Source organism: Saccharococcus thermophilus, from assembly GCF_011761475.1.
GTDB lineage: Bacteria > Bacillota > Bacilli > Bacillales > Anoxybacillaceae > Saccharococcus > Saccharococcus thermophilus.
Map to the genome: position 1 here is coordinate 322,011 of NZ_JAASRS010000001.1, position 17,508 is coordinate 339,518.

At 48.2% G+C, this 17,508-nt stretch carries 16 protein-coding genes; 14 read left to right on the top strand and 2 right to left on the bottom strand.

The window, feature by feature from the left end; genetic code table 11:
* Positions 1-63: 63 nt before the first annotated feature.
* Together BDD39_RS01810 and BDD39_RS01815 are read left to right on the top strand one after the other, a co-directional pair.
* Positions 64-732 (top strand): site-2 protease family protein, encoded by a 669-nt coding sequence (locus tag BDD39_RS01810; protein ID WP_166907611.1) that lies wholly within the window; start codon positions 64-66, stop codon positions 730-732.
* A gap of 19 nt (positions 733-751) precedes the next feature.
* The gene (locus BDD39_RS01815; RefSeq protein ID WP_166907613.1) at positions 752-1,261 is read left to right on the top strand and encodes a YwhD family protein; all 510 of its coding nucleotides are present in this window, start codon (positions 752-754) and stop codon (positions 1,259-1,261) included.
* A gap of 205 nt (positions 1,262-1,466) precedes the next feature.
* On the opposite strand, the gene BDD39_RS01820 is transcribed toward BDD39_RS01815, so the two are convergent.
* Positions 1,467-3,518, bottom strand: a complete 2,052-nt coding sequence (locus tag BDD39_RS01820) for a transglycosylase domain-containing protein (RefSeq protein WP_166907615.1) — start codon at positions 3,516-3,518, stop codon at positions 1,467-1,469.
* A 192-nt stretch (positions 3,519-3,710) separates the two neighbouring features.
* Between BDD39_RS01820 and speE the strand changes: the two genes are divergently transcribed.
* The 6 genes from speE to BDD39_RS01850 all read left to right on the top strand — a co-directional run bounded on the left by speE (position 3,711) and on the right by BDD39_RS01850 (position 8,569).
* On the top strand, positions 3,711-4,538 hold the full coding sequence (gene speE / locus BDD39_RS01825; protein ID WP_166907617.1) for a polyamine aminopropyltransferase: 828 nt from the start codon (positions 3,711-3,713) through the stop codon (positions 4,536-4,538).
* Positions 4,539-4,551: 13 nt separating this feature from the next.
* Positions 4,552-5,433: an agmatinase gene (gene speB, locus BDD39_RS01830; protein ID WP_166907619.1), complete on the top strand. Its 882-nt coding sequence runs from the start codon at positions 4,552-4,554 to the stop codon at positions 5,431-5,433.
* Between the two features lie 105 nt (positions 5,434-5,538).
* Positions 5,539-5,907 (top strand): cytochrome-c oxidase, encoded by a 369-nt coding sequence (locus BDD39_RS01835; RefSeq protein WP_166907621.1) that lies wholly within the window; start codon positions 5,539-5,541, stop codon positions 5,905-5,907.
* Between the two features lie 215 nt (positions 5,908-6,122).
* Positions 6,123-6,554 (top strand): YwiB family protein, encoded by a 432-nt coding sequence (locus tag BDD39_RS01840; protein WP_166907623.1) that lies wholly within the window; start codon positions 6,123-6,125, stop codon positions 6,552-6,554.
* 3 nt (positions 6,555-6,557) lie between these two features.
* Positions 6,558-8,228: an arginine--tRNA ligase gene (gene argS, locus BDD39_RS01845; protein WP_166907625.1), complete on the top strand. Its 1,671-nt coding sequence runs from the start codon at positions 6,558-6,560 to the stop codon at positions 8,226-8,228.
* A gap of 173 nt (positions 8,229-8,401) precedes the next feature.
* The gene (locus BDD39_RS01850; protein ID WP_166907627.1) at positions 8,402-8,569 is read left to right on the top strand and encodes a XapX domain-containing protein; all 168 of its coding nucleotides are present in this window, start codon (positions 8,402-8,404) and stop codon (positions 8,567-8,569) included.
* Positions 8,570-8,604: 35 nt separating this feature from the next.
* On the opposite strand, the gene cls is transcribed toward BDD39_RS01850, so the two are convergent.
* A complete protein-coding gene (cls, locus tag BDD39_RS01855) occupies positions 8,605-9,792 on the bottom strand; it encodes a cardiolipin synthase (protein WP_166907629.1) in 1,188 nt (395 codons plus the stop codon).
* A 202-nt stretch (positions 9,793-9,994) separates the two neighbouring features.
* Between cls and BDD39_RS01860 the strand changes: the two genes are divergently transcribed.
* From BDD39_RS01860 to BDD39_RS01885, 6 genes are all read left to right on the top strand, one after another.
* Complete coding sequence (locus BDD39_RS01860; protein ID WP_166907631.1) at positions 9,995-12,094, top strand: (Fe-S)-binding protein; 2,100 nt, start codon at positions 9,995-9,997, stop codon at positions 12,092-12,094.
* 172 nt (positions 12,095-12,266) lie between these two features.
* Positions 12,267-13,445 (top strand): acetyl-CoA C-acetyltransferase, encoded by a 1,179-nt coding sequence (locus BDD39_RS01865; RefSeq protein WP_166907633.1) that lies wholly within the window; start codon positions 12,267-12,269, stop codon positions 13,443-13,445.
* Between the two features lie 206 nt (positions 13,446-13,651).
* On the top strand, positions 13,652-14,503 hold the full coding sequence (locus BDD39_RS01870) for a 3-hydroxybutyryl-CoA dehydrogenase (protein ID WP_166907635.1): 852 nt from the start codon (positions 13,652-13,654) through the stop codon (positions 14,501-14,503).
* Positions 14,504-14,524: 21 nt separating this feature from the next.
* Positions 14,525-15,667 carry an acyl-CoA dehydrogenase gene (locus BDD39_RS01875; RefSeq protein ID WP_166907637.1) on the top strand — a complete coding sequence of 381 codons (1,143 nt, stop codon included), beginning with the start codon at positions 14,525-14,527 and terminating at the stop codon, positions 15,665-15,667.
* A 37-nt stretch (positions 15,668-15,704) separates the two neighbouring features.
* Entirely contained in the window at positions 15,705-16,844 is a 1,140-nt protein-coding gene (locus tag BDD39_RS01880) for an acyl-CoA dehydrogenase (protein ID WP_166907639.1), read from the top strand.
* Between the two features lie 27 nt (positions 16,845-16,871).
* Entirely contained in the window at positions 16,872-17,507 is a 636-nt protein-coding gene (locus BDD39_RS01885; protein ID WP_166907641.1) for a TetR/AcrR family transcriptional regulator, read from the top strand.
* The last annotated feature ends 1 nt before the right edge of the window (position 17,508 follow it).

Genomic DNA, 17,508 nt, shown 5'->3' on the forward strand with positions numbered 1-17,508 from the left:
CCACTTTTTCCAGTAAATCATGTATACTAGATAATAAATGTTGGAAAAAGGAGTTAAAACAGAGTGGAACATTTATTGCCTTATTCATTAAGCGAAATTCCATATGTATTAATGACGCTGGTGATCGCTTTTTCGGTGCATGAATTCGCTCACGCTTACGTCGCTTATAAATTTGGCGATCCGACGGCCAAAAATGAGGGAAGGCTGACGCTATCGCCGCTCGCCCATTTGGATTTGCTTGGTACGTTGCTCATTTTTCTTGCTGGTTTCGGCTGGGCAAAGCCCGTCCCAGTCAACCGCTTTCACTTTAAATACCCGCGTCTTGCCGGGATCCTTGTATCCGTCGCCGGTCCGCTAAGCAATTTATTGCTTGCCGCGCTTGGGTTTCTTGTCTGGTATAGCATGATTTATTTCGGCGTCATGCGGGTGCTTCCCGATTGGTTTGCCGCCGGATTTGACCTCTTTTTTCAAGTTTTTATCAGCTTAAATACGGTATTGCTCATCTTTAACTTACTCCCGTTTCCGCCGCTCGATGGGTATAGGATCATCGAAGATTTAGCCCCGCAAGGCGTTCGCGCGAAAATGACGCAATGGGAAAGCTACGGGACGCTTCTGTTTTTGATTTTGGTCATAACTCCGCTTGACCGTTATACGATTGATCCGATTTTTCAAGTGGCGGTTCCATTTGTCCTGGAAAATTTGCAATCATTTTTTGCCGCATTGTTCATGTAAGGTATAAGGAGGTTTTTTGATGGAAAAAAAGAAGAAAAACATCGGGTTTAATATTATTAAAGACGATCCGACCGACGGCCACCGCGGCTTTGGCGCAGGGGCGCTAAGTTTGGAAAACGTTTCTCCGGTAATTATTGATGTCGAAGCGGGCGAGGCGTTTGTCGATATGGGAGCGATGCATGCCCGCAGCGCGGTGGAGCGGGGCATTAAATTTTTACCGAACCGCGACGAAGTGCCAAACGGAAAGCCGTACTGGATCGTTTGGGTCACGATTGAGTGGAGAGAAGACGGACCATATTATGCCGGTGTGACCGCCTGCGAAATGACGGTCGATAGGGAAACGCGCCGCGGTTATAAATTGCTGCCTGAGCATGTCAATCGCTTGGACAAATCGCTAAAACGCCACATTATCGTGGAACATATGGATGAGAAATCGAAACGGGTGCTTGCTGACTTTTTAAAACAGCATGATATGGAAATGTGGAATCGTTCCAGCGACGAATTGAAAAAAGGTTTGGAAGGAGAATAAGGCGCTTTAGAAATGATTCGTCCTACTTGCGACGAAAAAGAGGCGAGGGGATGCGCAAATTCTGTATATGTGACAGTTTTGTGAACGTATTATGGCGGGTACTTGTAGTTTATAGGGAAAAAGGGTAAACTAAACCTAAATGTATAACACAAGAAAACTAGGACGAGAAAACCCCTCAAGCGAATCACGCTTGAGGGGTTTTCTTCTAGAACCAAGGGAACCATTTTTCGAACCAATGTTTCTTTTTCTCTTTTTTCTTCCCTTTCTTGTCAGACAAATGATCTGTGCAATATTCGGTCGGTTCGGTGCCGGCAATATAATAAGTAAGCCGCTTTACTGGGCATGAGTTGGTCGCAAGTTTGCCGTTATCCGGATCGACGTATACACCGACGACGCCCTTGGTCGGCTTAAACTTTTTCTTTGGCTTTCCTTGTAAGCTTTTTTCCATAAATTGCACCCAAATTTGCTTGGCGTACTGTTTTTCGGTAATGCTATTTATCGTTTCCCCGCGGTCATAACCGGTCCATACTCCGGCTACTAACTGCGGCGCAAATCCGATCATCCAGCTATCCGTTTCCGTTGTTCCCGATTTGCCCGCATACGGACGTGTAATCTGTTTGCGAATCGATTCGCCGGTCACCGTCGTGTAATCATTTAATTTCGGGTCAAACATGCCCGTCATCAGCTGGGTCGTGACGTAAGCGGCGTCAGGATCAAGCACTTGTTTGCTAGACGGTTTGTATTCGTAAATGGTTTCTCCTTGCTGATTGACGACTTTTTTAATAAAAACAGGCTCGGCTTCTTTGCCGTAATTGGCAAAGGCGCAGTAGGCTTTGACCATATCGATCACTTTAACCGGCGAGGTGCCGAGCGCCAGCGATGGGACCGCCTTTAATTTACTCGTAATCCCCAGCTTTTTCGCCGTTTCCACGAGCTTGTTTTCACCGATAAATAAATGGGTTTTAACGGCAAATACGTTATCCGATAAGGCGATCGCCTGTGCGAGCGTAATCGCGTCATTCGCATAGTAATCGTTATAGTTATGCGGGGTATAGGTAGACTTGCCGTTATCAAACTTAAACGTCGTCAGCTCGCTGCGCATTTGCGTCGAAGGGGTGAAACCTTCGCGAATCGCGGCGTAGTATAAAAACGGTTTAAAGGTGGAGCCCGGCTGCCGCTCTGCCTGCACAGCGCGGTTAAACGGGCTTTTTTCATAGTCCCTGCCGCCGACGAGCGCTTTTACTTCTCCGGTGCGTGGGTCCATCGCGACGAGCGCGGCTTGAATTTGGGAGTGCGGGTCAATGATCGTTTTTATTTCCTGTTCCGCGATTTTCTGCATGTGCGGATCGAGCGATGTATACACGCGCAGGCCGCCCAGCTCAATGGTTCGTTCGTCAAGTCCTAATTGATTGTGCAGCACATGTTTGACAACGTCTTGAAAATAAGGTGCGATATTTTTTTGTTTCATTTCGTGATGGTCCGCATAGACCAGCTTGTCTTTATATGCTTGCTCCGCTTCCTTTTTGCTAATGTATCCGGCCTGTACCATCGACAGCAACACCGTTTTTTGCCGTGCCTTGGCGCGTTTTTCATCAACAAACGGAGAGTAATAGTACGGCCCTTTCGGGATGCCCGCCAGCATCGCCGCTTCGCTTAGCGTAAGGTCTTTGGCATGCTTGCCGAAATAATAACGGGCCGCCGCTTCGATTCCATAAGCGCCATGGCCATAGTAAATCGTGTTCAAATATCCTTCGAGAATTTGCTTTTTGCTGTAATTGGCTTCAAGGCGGATCGTGTACAGCGCCTCTTGCAATTTTCTTGTCCATGTCTTATCGTGAGTTAAAAATAAATTGCGCGCGTATTGCTGGGTGATCGTGCTCGCTCCTTGCACTTTCGCCATCGCTTTAATATCCGCGGCGACGGCGCCGATAATCCGCTTGATGTCAAAGCCGTGATGTTCGTAAAACTTGCGGTCTTCTACGGCAATCGTTGCCTGCGCGACATAAGGAGAGATGTCATCGAGATGGACCCAGTAGCGCGTTTGGCCGTTGTCGCTTTCACCGATCTTTGTTCCGTCATCCGCATAAAAAATCGTTGTTTGCGGCACCGCTACCGGAGGAGCGCCTTGGATTTTCGCAAATAAGATGAAGCCGCCAAGCATAACGGCCGACAAGATTGCTAGGATGATACTAATAAAGGCGAACGCCCGAATGTATTTCCATGTTCCACGAAACCGGCTGCTTGGAATAATTTCCAACGCTCATCACCTCATAATGTTATAACCGTATTTGTATTAGTATGAAAAAATTTTTTTTATTTTAAACGTTTTTCTATCAAGTTCCCCTTGCATTTTTGCTAGATTGCTCTATACTTTTTCATGTTTAGTTTTTCTTTACCAGGGAAAGATGAAAATAGCTGAAGTAAAGTTGGAAGAAAGGATGTTACCGATATGGAACTATGGTTTACCGAAAAACAGACGGAGCATTTCGGCATTACAGCGAGAATTAAACGTACTTTACATACAGAACAAACCCCATTCCAAAAGCTAGATATGGTCGAAACAGAAGAGTTCGGCAACATGCTTATTTTGGATGGAATGGTAATGACAACGCAAAGGGATGAGTTTGTCTACCACGAAATGGTGGCGCACGTTCCGCTGTTCACCCATCCAAATCCGAAAAATGTGCTTGTTGTCGGCGGAGGTGACGGCGGTGTCATCCGCGAAGTGCTGAAACATCCAAGCGTCAAAAAAGCGACGCTTGTCGAAATTGATGGCAAAGTCATTGAATGCTCGAAAAAATATTTGCCGGAGATCGCCGGAAAGCTTGATGATCCGCGCGTCGAAGTCAAAGTGGATGACGGTTTTATGCATATTGCAAAAAGCGAAAATGAATACGATGTCATTATGGTCGATTCGACAGAACCGGTCGGCCCAGCGGTAAATTTATTTACGAAAGGCTTTTATGCCGGTATCGCCAAAGCGTTGAAAGAAGACGGCGTTTTTGTCGCCCAGACTGATAACCCTTGGTTTAAGGCGGATTTAATCCGCAACGTATACCGCGACGTTCGTGAAATTTTCCCGATTACGCGTCTATATACCGCAAACATCCCGACCTATCCAAGCGGGCTTTGGACGTTTACAATCGGTTCGAAAAAATACGATCCGCTGGAAGTAAGCGATGAGCGCTTTCATGATATTGAGACAAAATACTATACAAAAGAGCTGCATAAAGCCTGCTTTGTATTGCCGAAATTTGTCGCTGATTTATTGAAATGAGGGGGATGGCATCATGAGATTTGATGAGGCGTATTCGGGCAATGTGTTTATCGGAAGCCACCCGAATTTTGAGGAAAGCGAAGCGGTGATTTACGGGATGCCGATGGACTGGACGGTAAGCTACCGTCCCGGTTCCCGTTTCGGTCCGGCCCGCATTCGCGAAGTGTCGATTGGGCTGGAGGAATACAGCCCGTATTTAGACCGCGAACTTGGAGAAGTCAAATATTTTGACGCCGGCGATATTCCGCTTCCGTTTGGAAACGCGCAGCGCAGTTTAGATATCATCGAAGACTTTGTCGATAAAATTTTAGCCGCAGATAAATTTCCGCTTGGCATCGGCGGCGAGCATCTCGTGTCCTGGCCGGTCATTAAAGCGGTATATAAAAAATATCCGGATTTAGCGGTGATCCATATGGACGCCCATACCGACTTGCGTGAGCATTACGAGGGCGAGCCTCTGTCCCACGCGACGCCGATTCGCAAAGTGGCGGATTTAATCGGTCCGACAAACGTCTTTTCATTCGGCATTCGTTCCGGCATGAAAGAAGAGTTCGAATGGGCGAAAGAAAACGGCATGTACATTGCGAAATTTGAAGTGCTCAAGCCGCTTCAGGAAGTACTGCCGAAGCTGGCCGGGCGTCCGGTGTACGTGACGATTGACATCGATGTTTTGGACCCTGCCCATGCGCCGGGCACGGGAACGGTCGATGCCGGCGGCATTACATCGAAAGAACTATTAGCGGCCATTCATGAAATCGCCAACTCCAATATCCGTGTCGTTGGCGCTGATTTAGTGGAAGTGGCGCCGATTTATGACCATTCCGAACAAACGGCTAACACCGCAAGCAAACTCATTCGCGAAATGATTCTCGGCTGGGTGCCAAAACGCCGATAATGGCAAATCCCGACTCTAGAAATGGAGTCGGGATTTTTTTAGGAATATAGACCTGTATGGAATAATATAGTGTAGTATCATTATCATAGTTTTAGGGGGATTATAATGGGGATACGACTTATTAAAATTTCCGCCGTTTATTTTACGATTGGGGTATGTTTAGGACTGTACATGTCGATTTCCCACTCGTTTACGTTGACCCCGGTTCACGTCCACATCAACTTGCTTGGCTGGACCGCGTTAACGCTGGCTGGAATTATTTATCATTTATTCCCGCAAGCAGCGGCAACGAAACTAGCAAAAACCCACTTTTGGCTTCATAATATCGGCTTGCCGCTCATGATGATCGGCCTTATTTTTGTCGTTTATAGACACAATGCATGGATACCAGTTACGGCCCTTGGCGGAACGCTTGTCGTCATCGCTGTCATTGTCTTTGCGGTCAATGTGTTGCAAAATGTAAAACAATCATAAATATATTTGCTCAAAACGCCATCCCGCTTGCGATGGCGCTTTCTTATGCAAAAAATCTAGCCGATTGGCGCCAAAAAAGCGGAAGAAAACGCGCTTAGAGGTCAATTTTCTTTGCGACGTATGCCAGCATACTTTCTTCTCCTCTTGAATAGACGGAAATAATTCCTTTATACTTAATTAAGTTATTACTGTTTTTTAGCAAGGGCGTGTTCTCGATGGAGAAACAAAACGGAATCCCGATGCAGCTGAAACAAGTTACCGATATTCGTGACGGGGTGCGCAAAGAAACGGTTGTGTTGGAAGCAAAAGGGATTTACTACATAAAAGAAAACGCCATGTATTTGCATTTTGAGGAACAGCAAGAAATTGGCAGCATCCGCACGGTCGTCAAAATAACAAATGACGAAGTGTTGGTCATGCGTTCCGGTGCGGTGCATATGCGCCATGCATTTCGCAAAACGGAGGAAACGACCGGCCATTACCGCACTTCATTTGGGCAGTGGACGATGAAAACAAAAACGGATCAAATCGAGTTTCATTACGATGATAAGCGGAAAAAAGGCCGATTGTTTGTATCGTACCAACTGCAGATGCAAAATGAACAAACAGGACGCCACGCGATGACGATTATGTTTAAGGGGGTATAGATGATGAACATTGTTGAACAGATGAAAGAACGGATTAAAGAGGAAATTAAACACGCTGTCATTAGCGCCGGGCTTGCAAAAGCGGAAGAAATGCCGGATGTGATTTTAGAAGTGCCTAGAGAAAAAGCGCACGGCGACTATTCCACGAATATGGCGATGCAGCTGGCCCGCATTGCCAAAAAACCGCCGCGGGTGATCGCGGAAGCAATCGTACAGCACTTTGACCGGACAAAAGCGTCCATCGCCAAGATTGACATTGCCGGTCCAGGGTTTATTAACTTTTATATGGATAACCGTTATTTGACAGAGCTGATCCCAGCGATCATTCAAGCAGGGCAGGCCTACGGGGAGACGAATGTCGGAAACGGGCAAAAAGTGCAAGTTGAATTTGTTTCCGCCAATCCGACCGGCGATTTGCATTTAGGCCATGCCCGCGGCGCCGCGGTCGGTGATTCGCTATGCAACATTTTAGAAAAAGCCGGATTTGACGTAACGCGCGAATATTATATTAACGATGCCGGCAACCAAATTTACAACTTGGCCAAATCAGTCGAAGCCCGTTACTTTCAGGCGCTCGGCATCGAGAAAGCCATGCCGGAAGACGGCTATTACGGCGAAGATATTGTGGAGATCGGGAAAAAGCTGGCCGAGGAGTACGGAGATAAATTTGTTCATACCGACGAACAAGAGCGGCTTGCCTTTTTCCGCGAATACGGACTCAAATATGAATTAGAAAAGATTAAAAAAGATTTGGCTGATTTCCGTGTCTCGTTCGACGTATGGTATTCGGAAACCTCCTTATATACGAGCGGGAAAATTGACGAAGCGCTGGCGGTGCTGCGCGAGCGCGGCCATATTTATGAAAAAGACGGGGCGACATGGTTCCGCTCGACAACATTTGGCGATGATAAAGACCGCGTGTTAATCAAAAAAGACGGTACGTATACGTATTTGCTGCCGGATATCGCCTACCACCAAGATAAGCTTCGCCGCGGATTTGAAAAAATCATTAACATTTGGGGCGCGGACCATCATGGCTATATTCCGCGGATGAAAGCGGCGATTGCGGCGCTCGGTTATGACCCGGATGCATTAGAAGTGGAAATTATCCAATTAGTTAACTTGTACCAAAACGGCGAACGGGTCAGAATGAGCAAGCGCACCGGCAAAGCGGTGACGATGCGCGAATTAATGGAAGAGGTCGGCTTGGATGCGACCCGTTACTTCTTTGCGATGCGCTCGAGCGACACGCATTTGGATTTTGATATGGATCTGGCCGTGTCGCAATCGAATGAAAATCCGGTGTACTATGTGCAATACGCCCATGCCCGCGTCTCTAGCATTCTCCGCCAAGGCGAAGAGCAAAACTTGTCGTATGAAGGGGATTTGCAGCTCGATTATATCCAAACGGAAAAAGAAATCGAGCTGTTGAAAAAGCTTGGCGAGTTTCCAAGCGTAGTGGCAGAAGCAGCCTTGAAACGGATGCCGCACCGCGTGACCGGCTATGTGTTCGAGCTCGCATCGGCACTGCACAGCTTTTACAATGCGGAAAAAGTATTAGATCCGGAAAACGTCGAAAAAAGCCGGGCGCGCTTGGCGCTCATGAAGGCAGTGCAAATCACGCTGCAAAACGCCTTGGCATTGATCGGCGTATCGGCTCCGGAAAAAATGTAAGAAACGATGGCGGTGAACAAAAGGCGCCCATCCCGGCGGGAAGGAGCGCATCCATTCTGCCGCAAAAATGTCATCACGATGAAAGATATTTTTCTACAATAACAGAGGGGGCGGTGTGACCCCTCTTTCTTATGGGCATAATGATGAAAAAGACAACATGGAGGAAATAGAGAATGAAAGAAGTGATTTTATCGCTGTTGACTGGGGCAGTGGTCGGCTTTTTATTTACGCTGTTCCGTTTGCCGATTCCTGCTCCGCCAGCTTTAGCCGGCATTGCTGGAATCGTTGGAGTATATTTAGGGATGAAAATATTTGAATGGATAAGCATTTTTTGGAAATAAAACAATGTTGAGGGCGGTCCCCTCAACATTGTTTTTTACAGCCAAGCGGAAAGCAGAGTCGATATCGATTCTTTGCCGCGGTCCCATAACGTGCGTTTTTTCCAAAAATCGAGCGTCAGTGCTTCCGAGCGGGCTAGATCGTGCTTAATCGCTTTTTTGACTTTGTGAACAAAATGGCGGTCGTATATATAACAATTGATTTCGCAATTCAAAAACAGGCTTCGCTTATCAAAGTTGGCGGTGCCGATATCGCACCATTCCGCATCCACCACCATCGTTTTCGCGTGATAGAATCCTTGATAAAAGCGGTAAATACGTGCTCCGGCTTTCAATAGACGGTAAAAATAAGGATAGGCTGCTTCTTTGACAAATAAGTGATCTGCCTTTAGCGGGACGAGAACCGTCACGTCGACGCCGCGTCGAAGGGCATCGAGCAGCGCGTTCATTACCGAGCGGCTAGGAATGAAATAGGGGCTGCCGATAATAATTTCTTTTTTGGCGCGGCCGATGACATCGATAAAGTGCTTTTCTAGCCCATGACCGTTCGTTGCGATCAGTTGGTGGGTGATTGTGCCTGCTTGAAGAGGAGGAAAATATTCGCCTTTGGCAATGGCAGTTTTCGTCGCCTCTTCCCAGTCGCGCAAAAACTGTGTTTGCAAATCATGAACCCCTTCGCCGGTAATTTTTAAATGATAATCACGCCACTCTCCGAAATTCGGATCTTTCCCAACGTATTCCTTACCGATATTAAAGCCGCCGATATACCCAATTTTTCCGTCGATCACCGTAATTTTTCGATGGTTGCGCCGATTGAGCCGGTAAAAGAAAAACGGAAATCGCGGTTTACGTGTGTAGGCGAATTCGATGCCGCTTGCCTCTAAGGAACGAATCAACGATTTTGGCAAGCTAAAGCTTCCCACCCAATCGACGAGAAGGCGGATGCGAACCCCTTCCTTTGCTTTTTGTTTTAGCAATTGGAAAAACGGCTGGCTCGTCTCATCATCCTTAATGATGTAAAACAAAATGTGAATATGATGTTTCGCCTGGCGAATCTCCGCAAAATAATCGGAAAAAAGATGCGTTCCGTTGATGAAAAAAGAAATGTCGCTAAGGCGCCGCGGATAGACGATTTTTTTGTTTTTATGCTGGAAAGCAAACATTCCGAGCTTGCCATCGAGATAAATTAACGCTAATATAATAGCAATAATGAAAAGCACAATCATTTCTTCCCCTCCTGATTGCATCGTTAGTTATTAATGTACCCGGCGCACACAAAAAATAGCAGGACATTATGTAAAAACATTATTGACTGAATGCTCATTCATTATGTAAAATAGACGCAAGGGCATAATTCTGAAAATTTATTTTGTTGTTAATATTTTTGATTGGCATCTCATCGATTCAAAGGGGGAAGGGGAGAGAGGCATGAATCCGCTATTAGTGATCAACTTTCTTGCGTTTTTGCTTGTAACCGCTTACGCCGTTTACTTGTTTGCCTACGTTGTAAAAACGCGGGCGATATACATTAAGCTCGGCAAAAAAGTCGAGTTTGATGAAAAAGTAAAGGAGCGCCTGCAAAAAATTTGGGTCAACGTCTTTGGCCAGAAAAAGCTTTTAAAAGATAAGAAAAGCGGCCTCATTCACGTCATCTTTTTCTACGGCTTTATTCTGGTGCAATTCGGAGCGATTGACTTTATTATTAAAGGTCTCGTTCCCGGGGCACATCTGCCGCTAGGACCGCTTTATCCGGGGTTTACGTTTTTCCAAGAAATTGTCACCTTGCTTATTTTGATTGTCGTATTTGCCGCGTTTTACCGTCGTTATATTGAAAAGCTCGTTCGCTTAAAACGCGATTTTAAAGCTGGTTTAGTACTCATCTTTATCGGTGGGCTAATGCTTTCCGTTTTGTTTGGCAACGGAATGGCCATGATTTGGCACGGGGAAGAAGCCTCGTGGAGCGAACCGGTCGCGTCGCTCATCGCCGGCGCGTTCCATTGGGTTGGCGAAACGGGTGCCGTGGTCTTATTCTTTATCGCTTGGTGGGTCCATTTATTGATTTTGCTTACCTTCTTAGTATACGTACCGCAGTCGAAACACGCTCACTTGATTGCTGCGCCGATTAACGTCTTTCTCAGCCGTTTGTCGCGGCCGAAATTATCAACCATCAATTTCGAAGATGAAACGCAGGAATCATTTGGTGTCGGGAAAATTGAAGATTTTACGCAAAAGCAGCTCATCGATTTATATGCCTGTGTGGAGTGCGGACGATGCACAAGCATGTGTCCGGCCACTGGAACAGGGAAAATGTTGTCGCCAATGGATTTGATTTTAAAATTGCGCGACCACCTGACCGAAAAAGGGGCAGCCGTTACGTCCCGGGCTCCGTGGGTGCCGACGTTTGCCTTTAAAAACACGAGAGGAAACCAAATAGCGTTTGCCGCGCAAGGCGCGCAGGAACAAGCGGCGACACTGGAGATGCCAAGCCTCATCGGCGATGTCATTACGGAAGAGGAAATTTGGGCTTGTACAACATGCCGCAACTGTGAAGACCAATGCCCGGTCATGAACGAGCACGTTGACAAAATTATCGACTTGCGCCGCTACCTTGTGCTGACAGAAGGAAAAATGAACCCGGATGCGCAGCGGGCGATGACCAATATTGAGCGCCAAGGAAACCCATGGGGACTGAACCGCAAAGAGAGAGAAAACTGGCGCGAGCTTCGCGAGGATGTGCACGTTCCGACGGTCAAAGAAATGAACAAAGCCGGCGAGGAGTTCGAATATTTATTCTGGGTCGGCTCGATGGGCTCGTTTGACAACCGCAGCCAAAAAATCGCCTTGGCGTTTGCGAAATTGTTAAATGAAGCGGGCGTGAAGTTTGCGATTTTAGGAAATAAAGAGAAAAACTCAGGTGACACGCCGCGCCGCTTAGGAAACGAGTTTTTATTCCAGGAACTTGCGGCCAACAATATCGCGGAATTTGAAAAAGCAGGCGTGAAAAAGATTGTGACGATCGACCCGCACGCCTACAACACGTTTAAAAACGAATATCCAGATTTCGGCTTCGAAGCGGAAGTATACCATCATACTGAGCTGCTCGCGAAGCTGATTGACGAAGGCCGATTGGTGCCGAAATATGAAGTGAAAGAACGAGTGACGTTCCATGATTCCTGTTATTTAGGACGTTACAACGATGTGTATGACGCGCCGCGCAAAATTTTGCAGGCGATTCCGGGCGTCGAGCTCGTTGAAATGGAACGCAACCGCGAACGCGGCATGTGCTGCGGGGCCGGCGGCGGTTTGATGTGGATGGAAGAAACAACAGGAAACCGCATCAACGTAGCCCGCACCGAACAGGCGCTTGCCGTCAATCCGACGGTGATCAGCTCTGGCTGTCCGTACTGCTTGACAATGCTGACGGACGGGACAAAAGCAAAAGAAGTCGAAGACAGGGTCTCGACTTACGATGTCGCCGAATTGCTGGCGAAATCGGTCTTTGGCGAAGAAAAAGAAGCAGCCTCTTAAAAAAAAATTGAATATACAATTCCTATTTTTTAAAATAGTTAGTATAATAGATTAAGAGGGTGTGCGCTCGTGTACACCTTCTCTTTACCACCATTATCGAGCGAGCGTTCAGTCTGTATTGTTGTAATCGCTTTCCTGTTACAAAGGGAGATCACAAAGGGGGAGAGGTTTCATGGGAAAAACGGTGATTGTAAGCGCTGTACGGACACCGTTTGGCAAATTTGGCGGCGCCTTGCAGTCGCTGACGGCTGCCGAACTTGGCGGCATTGCGATAAAAGAAGCGCTGGCGCGCGCCAACATTAGCGGAGAACAAGTCGATCAAGTTATTTTAGGGACTGTCCTGCAGGGCGGACAAGGACAGCTGCCATCCCGCCAAGCGATGCGTCATGCCGGAATTCCGTGGGAAGTACGCACGGAAACGATTAATAAAGTATGCGCTTCCGGTATGCGGGCGGTAACTCTTGGCGACCAAATCATCCGCCTCGGCGAAGCGGAGGTAGTCGTCGCCGGCGGCATGGAATCAATGAGCAACGCACCGTATATATTGCCGAAAGCGCGCTGGGGACTGCGGATGGGCGACGGCGCTGTCAAAGATTTAATGGTGTATGACGGGCTGACATGCAGTTTTACCGGTGTGCATATGGGGGTTTATGGCGGTGAAACGGCGAAAGAATTAGGTATCTCCCGCGAGGAACAAGACAAGTGGGCGTACCGCAGCCATCAGCGGGCAATCGCCGCGATGGAAGCGGGATTACTAGCCGAAGAGATCGTACCGGTCGCGGTGCCGCAGCGAAAAGGCGAGCCAATACTTGTCGAGCACGATGAGGCGCCAAGAAAAGATACGTCGCTCGAAAAGCTGGCCAAACTTCCACCTGTTTTTGACCCGCAAGGAACGGTGACAGCCGGAAACGCGCCGGGCGTCAATGACGGAGCCGCCGCGCTTGTCCTGATGAGCGAAGAGCGCGCCGTCCGTGAAGGAATTCAACCGCTTGCGACGATTTTGGCGCATACGGCGATTGCCGTAGAGGCAAAAGATTTTCCGAAAACGCCGGGGCTTGTCATTAACGAATTGTTGCGCAAAACCGGAAAAACGGTCCATGACATCGATTTATTCGAAATTAACGAAGCGTTTGCCGCCGTAGCGCTGGCGAGCATCCAAATCGCCGACATTGATCCGGAAAAAGTGAACGTCAACGGCGGCGCGGTCGCATTAGGCCATCCGATCGGCGCCAGCGGCGCGCGCATTATCATTACCCTGATCCACGAATTAAAACGCCGAGGCGGCGGCATCGGCATTGCCGCGATTTGCAGCGGCGGCGGCCAGGGCGACGCCATCATGGTACAAGTATAGAAAAGCGGAAGCGGCGCGATTAGCCTTCGAAGCCAAATGTTCTTCACCCGCAGGGGTGCTTGTCACCCCGAGGGGGAAGGTTATTTGGCAGAAGAAGGCTAGCCGCTGGAGCTAGACAGGAAAAAAAGCGGAGGCGGCGCGCTATTTCCATCAGATAAATCATTGCACTTTACTTTGAAACAACAAAAGACAGGGGATGTGGGAACATGGATGTAAAAACGATCATGGTTGTCGGTGCCGGACAAATGGGTTCGGGCATTGCCCAAGTATGCGCGATGGCGGGATATCATGTTTTCTTGCACGACATTAGCCAAGCGCAAATCGATAAAGGGCTTGCCAATATCGAAAAATTATTGTCGCGCCAAGTGGAAAAAGGAAAAATGACGGAAGAAGAAAAAGCGGCGACACTGTCGCGCCTCACCCCTTCCACCGATTTGCAAAACGCGGCGCAAGTCGATTTAGTCATTGAAGCGATCGTCGAAAACATGGATGTAAAAACAAAGCTGTTTGCCGAACTCGATCAAATTGCTCCGCCGCATGCGATTTTGGCGACAAATACGTCTTCGCTGCCGATTACGGAAATCGCCGCGGCGACGAAACGGCCGGAAAAAGTGATCGGCATGCATTTTATGAATCCGGTTCCGGTCATGAAGCTCGTCGAAATTATCCGCGGACTGGCGACGGCGGATGAGGTGTATGAGACGATTGAAGCGATTACGCGCAAGCTGAATAAAGTACCAGTTGAAGTCAACGACTTTCCGGGCTTTATCTCCAACCGCGTCTTGATGCCAATGATCAACGAAGCGATTTACGCGTTATATGAAGGGGTCGCGACAAAAGAAGCGATCGACGAAGTAATGAAGCTTGGCATGAACCATCCGATGGGACCGCTGACATTGGCCGATTTCATCGGCTTGGATACGTGTCTGTACATTATGGAAACGCTTCATGAAGGGTTTGGCGACGATAAATACCGTCCATGCCCGTTATTGCGCAAATACGTGAAAGCCGGCTGGCTCGGCCGCAAAACAGGAAGAGGATTTTACACATACGAGTAATCAGCAAAGAAGGTGGCATACATGAATCTGCACTTTACCGAAGAGCAAGAAATGATGAGGAACATGGTGCGCGAGTTCGCGCAGGCGGAAATCGCCCCGTTTGTGGAACGCATGGAGCAAGGCGAATTTCCGCGCCCGATTTTAAACAAAATGGCCGAGCTCGGTCTGATGGGCATTACCGTTCCGGAAGAGTACGGCGGCGCCGGTATGGACTTTGTTTCCTACATTATCGCCATCCATGAAATTTCTAAAGTCAGTGCCACGGTCGGCGTCATTTTATCGGTGCATACGTCGGTCGGCACGAATCCGATTTTATACTTCGGAACGGAGGAGCAAAAGAAAAAATATGTACCGAAGCTGGCCAGCGGCGAGTATTTAGGCGCGTTTTGCCTTACCGAACCGAGCGCTGGGTCGGATGCGAAAAGTTTAAAAACGAAAGCGGTCCGCCAAGGCGACTATTACATTTTAAATGGATCGAAAATCTTTATCACCAATGGCGGCGAGGCGGATACGTACATCGTCTTTGCCCGCACCGACCCGAATGAAAAAGGCAGCCGCGGCATTTCCGCCTTTATCGTCGAAAAAGATACGCCGGGGTTTATCATCGGCAAAGACGAGAAAAAAATGGGGCTACACGGTTCGCGGACGGTACAAATTACGCTGGAAGACGCGAAAGTGCCGGCGGAAAACTTGCTTGGTGAAGAAGGGCAAGGCTTTAAAATCGCGATGGCTAACCTCGATGTCGGACGCATCGGCATCGCCGCGCAATCGCTAGGCATTGCTGAAGCGGCGCTCGAACATGCGACCGCTTATGCGAAAGAACGCATCCAGTTTGGCAAACCGATTGCCGAGCAGCAAGGCGTCGCCTTTAAGCTCGCTGATATGGCGACGGCGGTCGAAGCGGCGAAGCTGCTTGTCTATCGTGCGGCATTTTTGCGGGCGCAAGGCCTCCCATGCGGAAAAGAAGCGTCGATGGCGAAGTTGTTCGCTTCGAGAACGGCGATGGAAAACGCGATTGAAGCGGTGCAAATCTTCGGCGGCAACGGCTATACGAAAGACTATCCGGTCGAGCGGCTGTTCCGCGATGCGAAAATTTGCGAAATTTACGAAGGAACAAGCGAAATTCAACGTTTAGTCATTAGCAAGTACTTAACGAAAGAGTAAGGCAACGTTAAGCATATATTAAATGGGGGATCGGGATATGAATTTTCAATTAAGTGAAGAACATGAAATGATACGAAAAATGGTGCGCGAGTTTGCCGAAAACGAAGTGGCGCCGACAGCGGCGGAACGGGATGAAGAAGAACGGTTTGACCGCGGAATTTTTAATAAAATGGCTGAATTAGGCCTGACCGGAATTCCGTGGCCGGAAGAGTACGGCGGCATCGGCAGCGATTATTTGGCGTATGTGATTGCTGTCGAAGAATTGTCAAGAGTATGCGCGTCTACCGGGGTTACGCTTTCCGCGCATATCTCCCTTGCGAGCTGGCCGATTTATAAATTTGGCACCGAAGAACAAAAGCAAAAATATTTGCGCGCCCTCGCGACAGGGGAAAAGCTCGGCGCGTACGGTCTTTCCGAGCCGGGTGCCGGTTCGGACGTCGCTTCGATGAAAACGAGAGCGGTGCGGGATGGCGACTATTACGTATTAAACGGCTCCAAAGTATGGATCACCAACGGCGGCGAAGCGGAAATTTACGTCGTATTTGCCGTTACTGATCCGGAAAAACGCCATAAAGGCATCAGCGCATTTATCGTTGAAAAAGGTACGCCAGGATTTTCAATCGGCAAAAAAGAGAAAAAACTCGGCATTCGTTCCTCGCCGACAACCGAGCTTATTTTTGAAGACTGCCGCATTCCGAAAGAAAATCTTCTCGGGCAAGAAGGGGAAGGTTTCAAAATCGCGATGATGACGCTTGACGGCGGTCGCAACGGTATCGCGGCGCAAGCGGTCGGCATCGCCCAAGGAGCGTTAGACGCAGCGGTTGAGTACGCCAAACAACGGGTACAATTTGGCAAGCCGATCGCCGAGCAGCAAGGTGTGGCCTTTAAATTGGCCGACATGGCAACGGCGATTGAAGCGGCGCGACTGCTCACGTATCAGGCGGCATGGCTGGAGTCCAACGGCCTGCCGTACGGCAAAGCATCGGCGATGGCCAAATTGTTTGCCGGCGATACGGCGATGAAAGTAACGGTCGATGCCGTGCAAATTTTCGGCGGCAACGGCTATACGAAAGACTATCCGGTCGAACGGTTTATGCGCGATGCGAAAATTACGCAAATTTACGAAGGAACGCAAGAGATTCAACGTCTTGTTATTTCGCGGATGCTTACTAGATAAGCATCCGCGTCATTGCAGGTGGTCAAGATGAAAAAACGGGAAGTGATCGCATCCGTCAAAGATGAAAAGCTTGTCAAAAAGCGCCGCAACCAAATGATTAAAGGAGCGATTTCCCTGTTTAAACAAAAAGGATTTCACCAGACGACAACAAGGGAAATTGCGAAAGCATCGGGATTTAGCATCGGGACGCTGTATGAATACATCCGCAAAAAAGAAGACATCCTTTATCTCGTTTGCGACCGCATTTATGATGAAGTGCGAGAACGAATGGAAAAAGATATCGAAACCCACCACGGCACGATCGAAAGCTTTAAGTTAGCGATCGCCCGCTATTTCAAAGTCATCGACGATTTACAAGATGAAGTGCTTGTTATGTATCAGGAAGTGAAATCGCTCAGCAAAGAATCGCTGCCATACGTGCTCAACAAGGAAATCCAAATGGTCGGCATGTTTGAAAACATTTTGCAGACATGCGTCAACAACGGTGTATTTCAGCTGATGGAGGATGAAATTAAACTGTTCGCTCACGACATTTTCGTGTTGGGACAAATGTGGGCGTTTCGCCGCTGGGCGCTGAAAAAAATGTATACGCTTGATGAATATATTGAACTGCAGACGGAATTGCTGCTAAAGGGGATTATGAAAAAACGGTCACATGATTAAA

Excerpts from the sequence above, each read along its gene's own strand:
- BDD39_RS01815 (WP_166907613.1), top strand. The coding sequence starts at position 752 with ATGGAAAAAAAGAAGAAAAACATCGGGTTTAATATTATTAAAGACGAT.
- speE (WP_166907617.1), top strand. The coding sequence starts at position 3,711 with ATGGAACTATGGTTTACCGAAAAACAGACGGAGCATTTCGGCATTACA.
- speB (WP_166907619.1), top strand. The coding sequence starts at position 4,552 with ATGAGATTTGATGAGGCGTATTCGGGCAATGTGTTTATCGGAAGCCAC.
- BDD39_RS01835 (WP_166907621.1), top strand. The coding sequence starts at position 5,539 with ATGGGGATACGACTTATTAAAATTTCCGCCGTTTATTTTACGATTGGG.
- BDD39_RS01840 (WP_166907623.1), top strand. The coding sequence starts at position 6,123 with ATGGAGAAACAAAACGGAATCCCGATGCAGCTGAAACAAGTTACCGAT.
- argS (WP_166907625.1), top strand. The coding sequence starts at position 6,558 with ATGAACATTGTTGAACAGATGAAAGAACGGATTAAAGAGGAAATTAAA.
- BDD39_RS01850 (WP_166907627.1), top strand. The coding sequence starts at position 8,402 with ATGAAAGAAGTGATTTTATCGCTGTTGACTGGGGCAGTGGTCGGCTTT.
- cls (WP_166907629.1), bottom strand. The coding sequence starts at position 9,792 with ATGATTGTGCTTTTCATTATTGCTATTATATTAGCGTTAATTTATCTC.
- BDD39_RS01860 (WP_166907631.1), top strand. The coding sequence starts at position 9,995 with ATGAATCCGCTATTAGTGATCAACTTTCTTGCGTTTTTGCTTGTAACC.
- BDD39_RS01865 (WP_166907633.1), top strand. The coding sequence starts at position 12,267 with ATGGGAAAAACGGTGATTGTAAGCGCTGTACGGACACCGTTTGGCAAA.
- BDD39_RS01870 (WP_166907635.1), top strand. The coding sequence starts at position 13,652 with ATGGATGTAAAAACGATCATGGTTGTCGGTGCCGGACAAATGGGTTCG.
- BDD39_RS01875 (WP_166907637.1), top strand. The coding sequence starts at position 14,525 with ATGAATCTGCACTTTACCGAAGAGCAAGAAATGATGAGGAACATGGTG.
- BDD39_RS01880 (WP_166907639.1), top strand. The coding sequence starts at position 15,705 with ATGAATTTTCAATTAAGTGAAGAACATGAAATGATACGAAAAATGGTG.
- BDD39_RS01885 (WP_166907641.1), top strand. The coding sequence starts at position 16,872 with ATGAAAAAACGGGAAGTGATCGCATCCGTCAAAGATGAAAAGCTTGTC.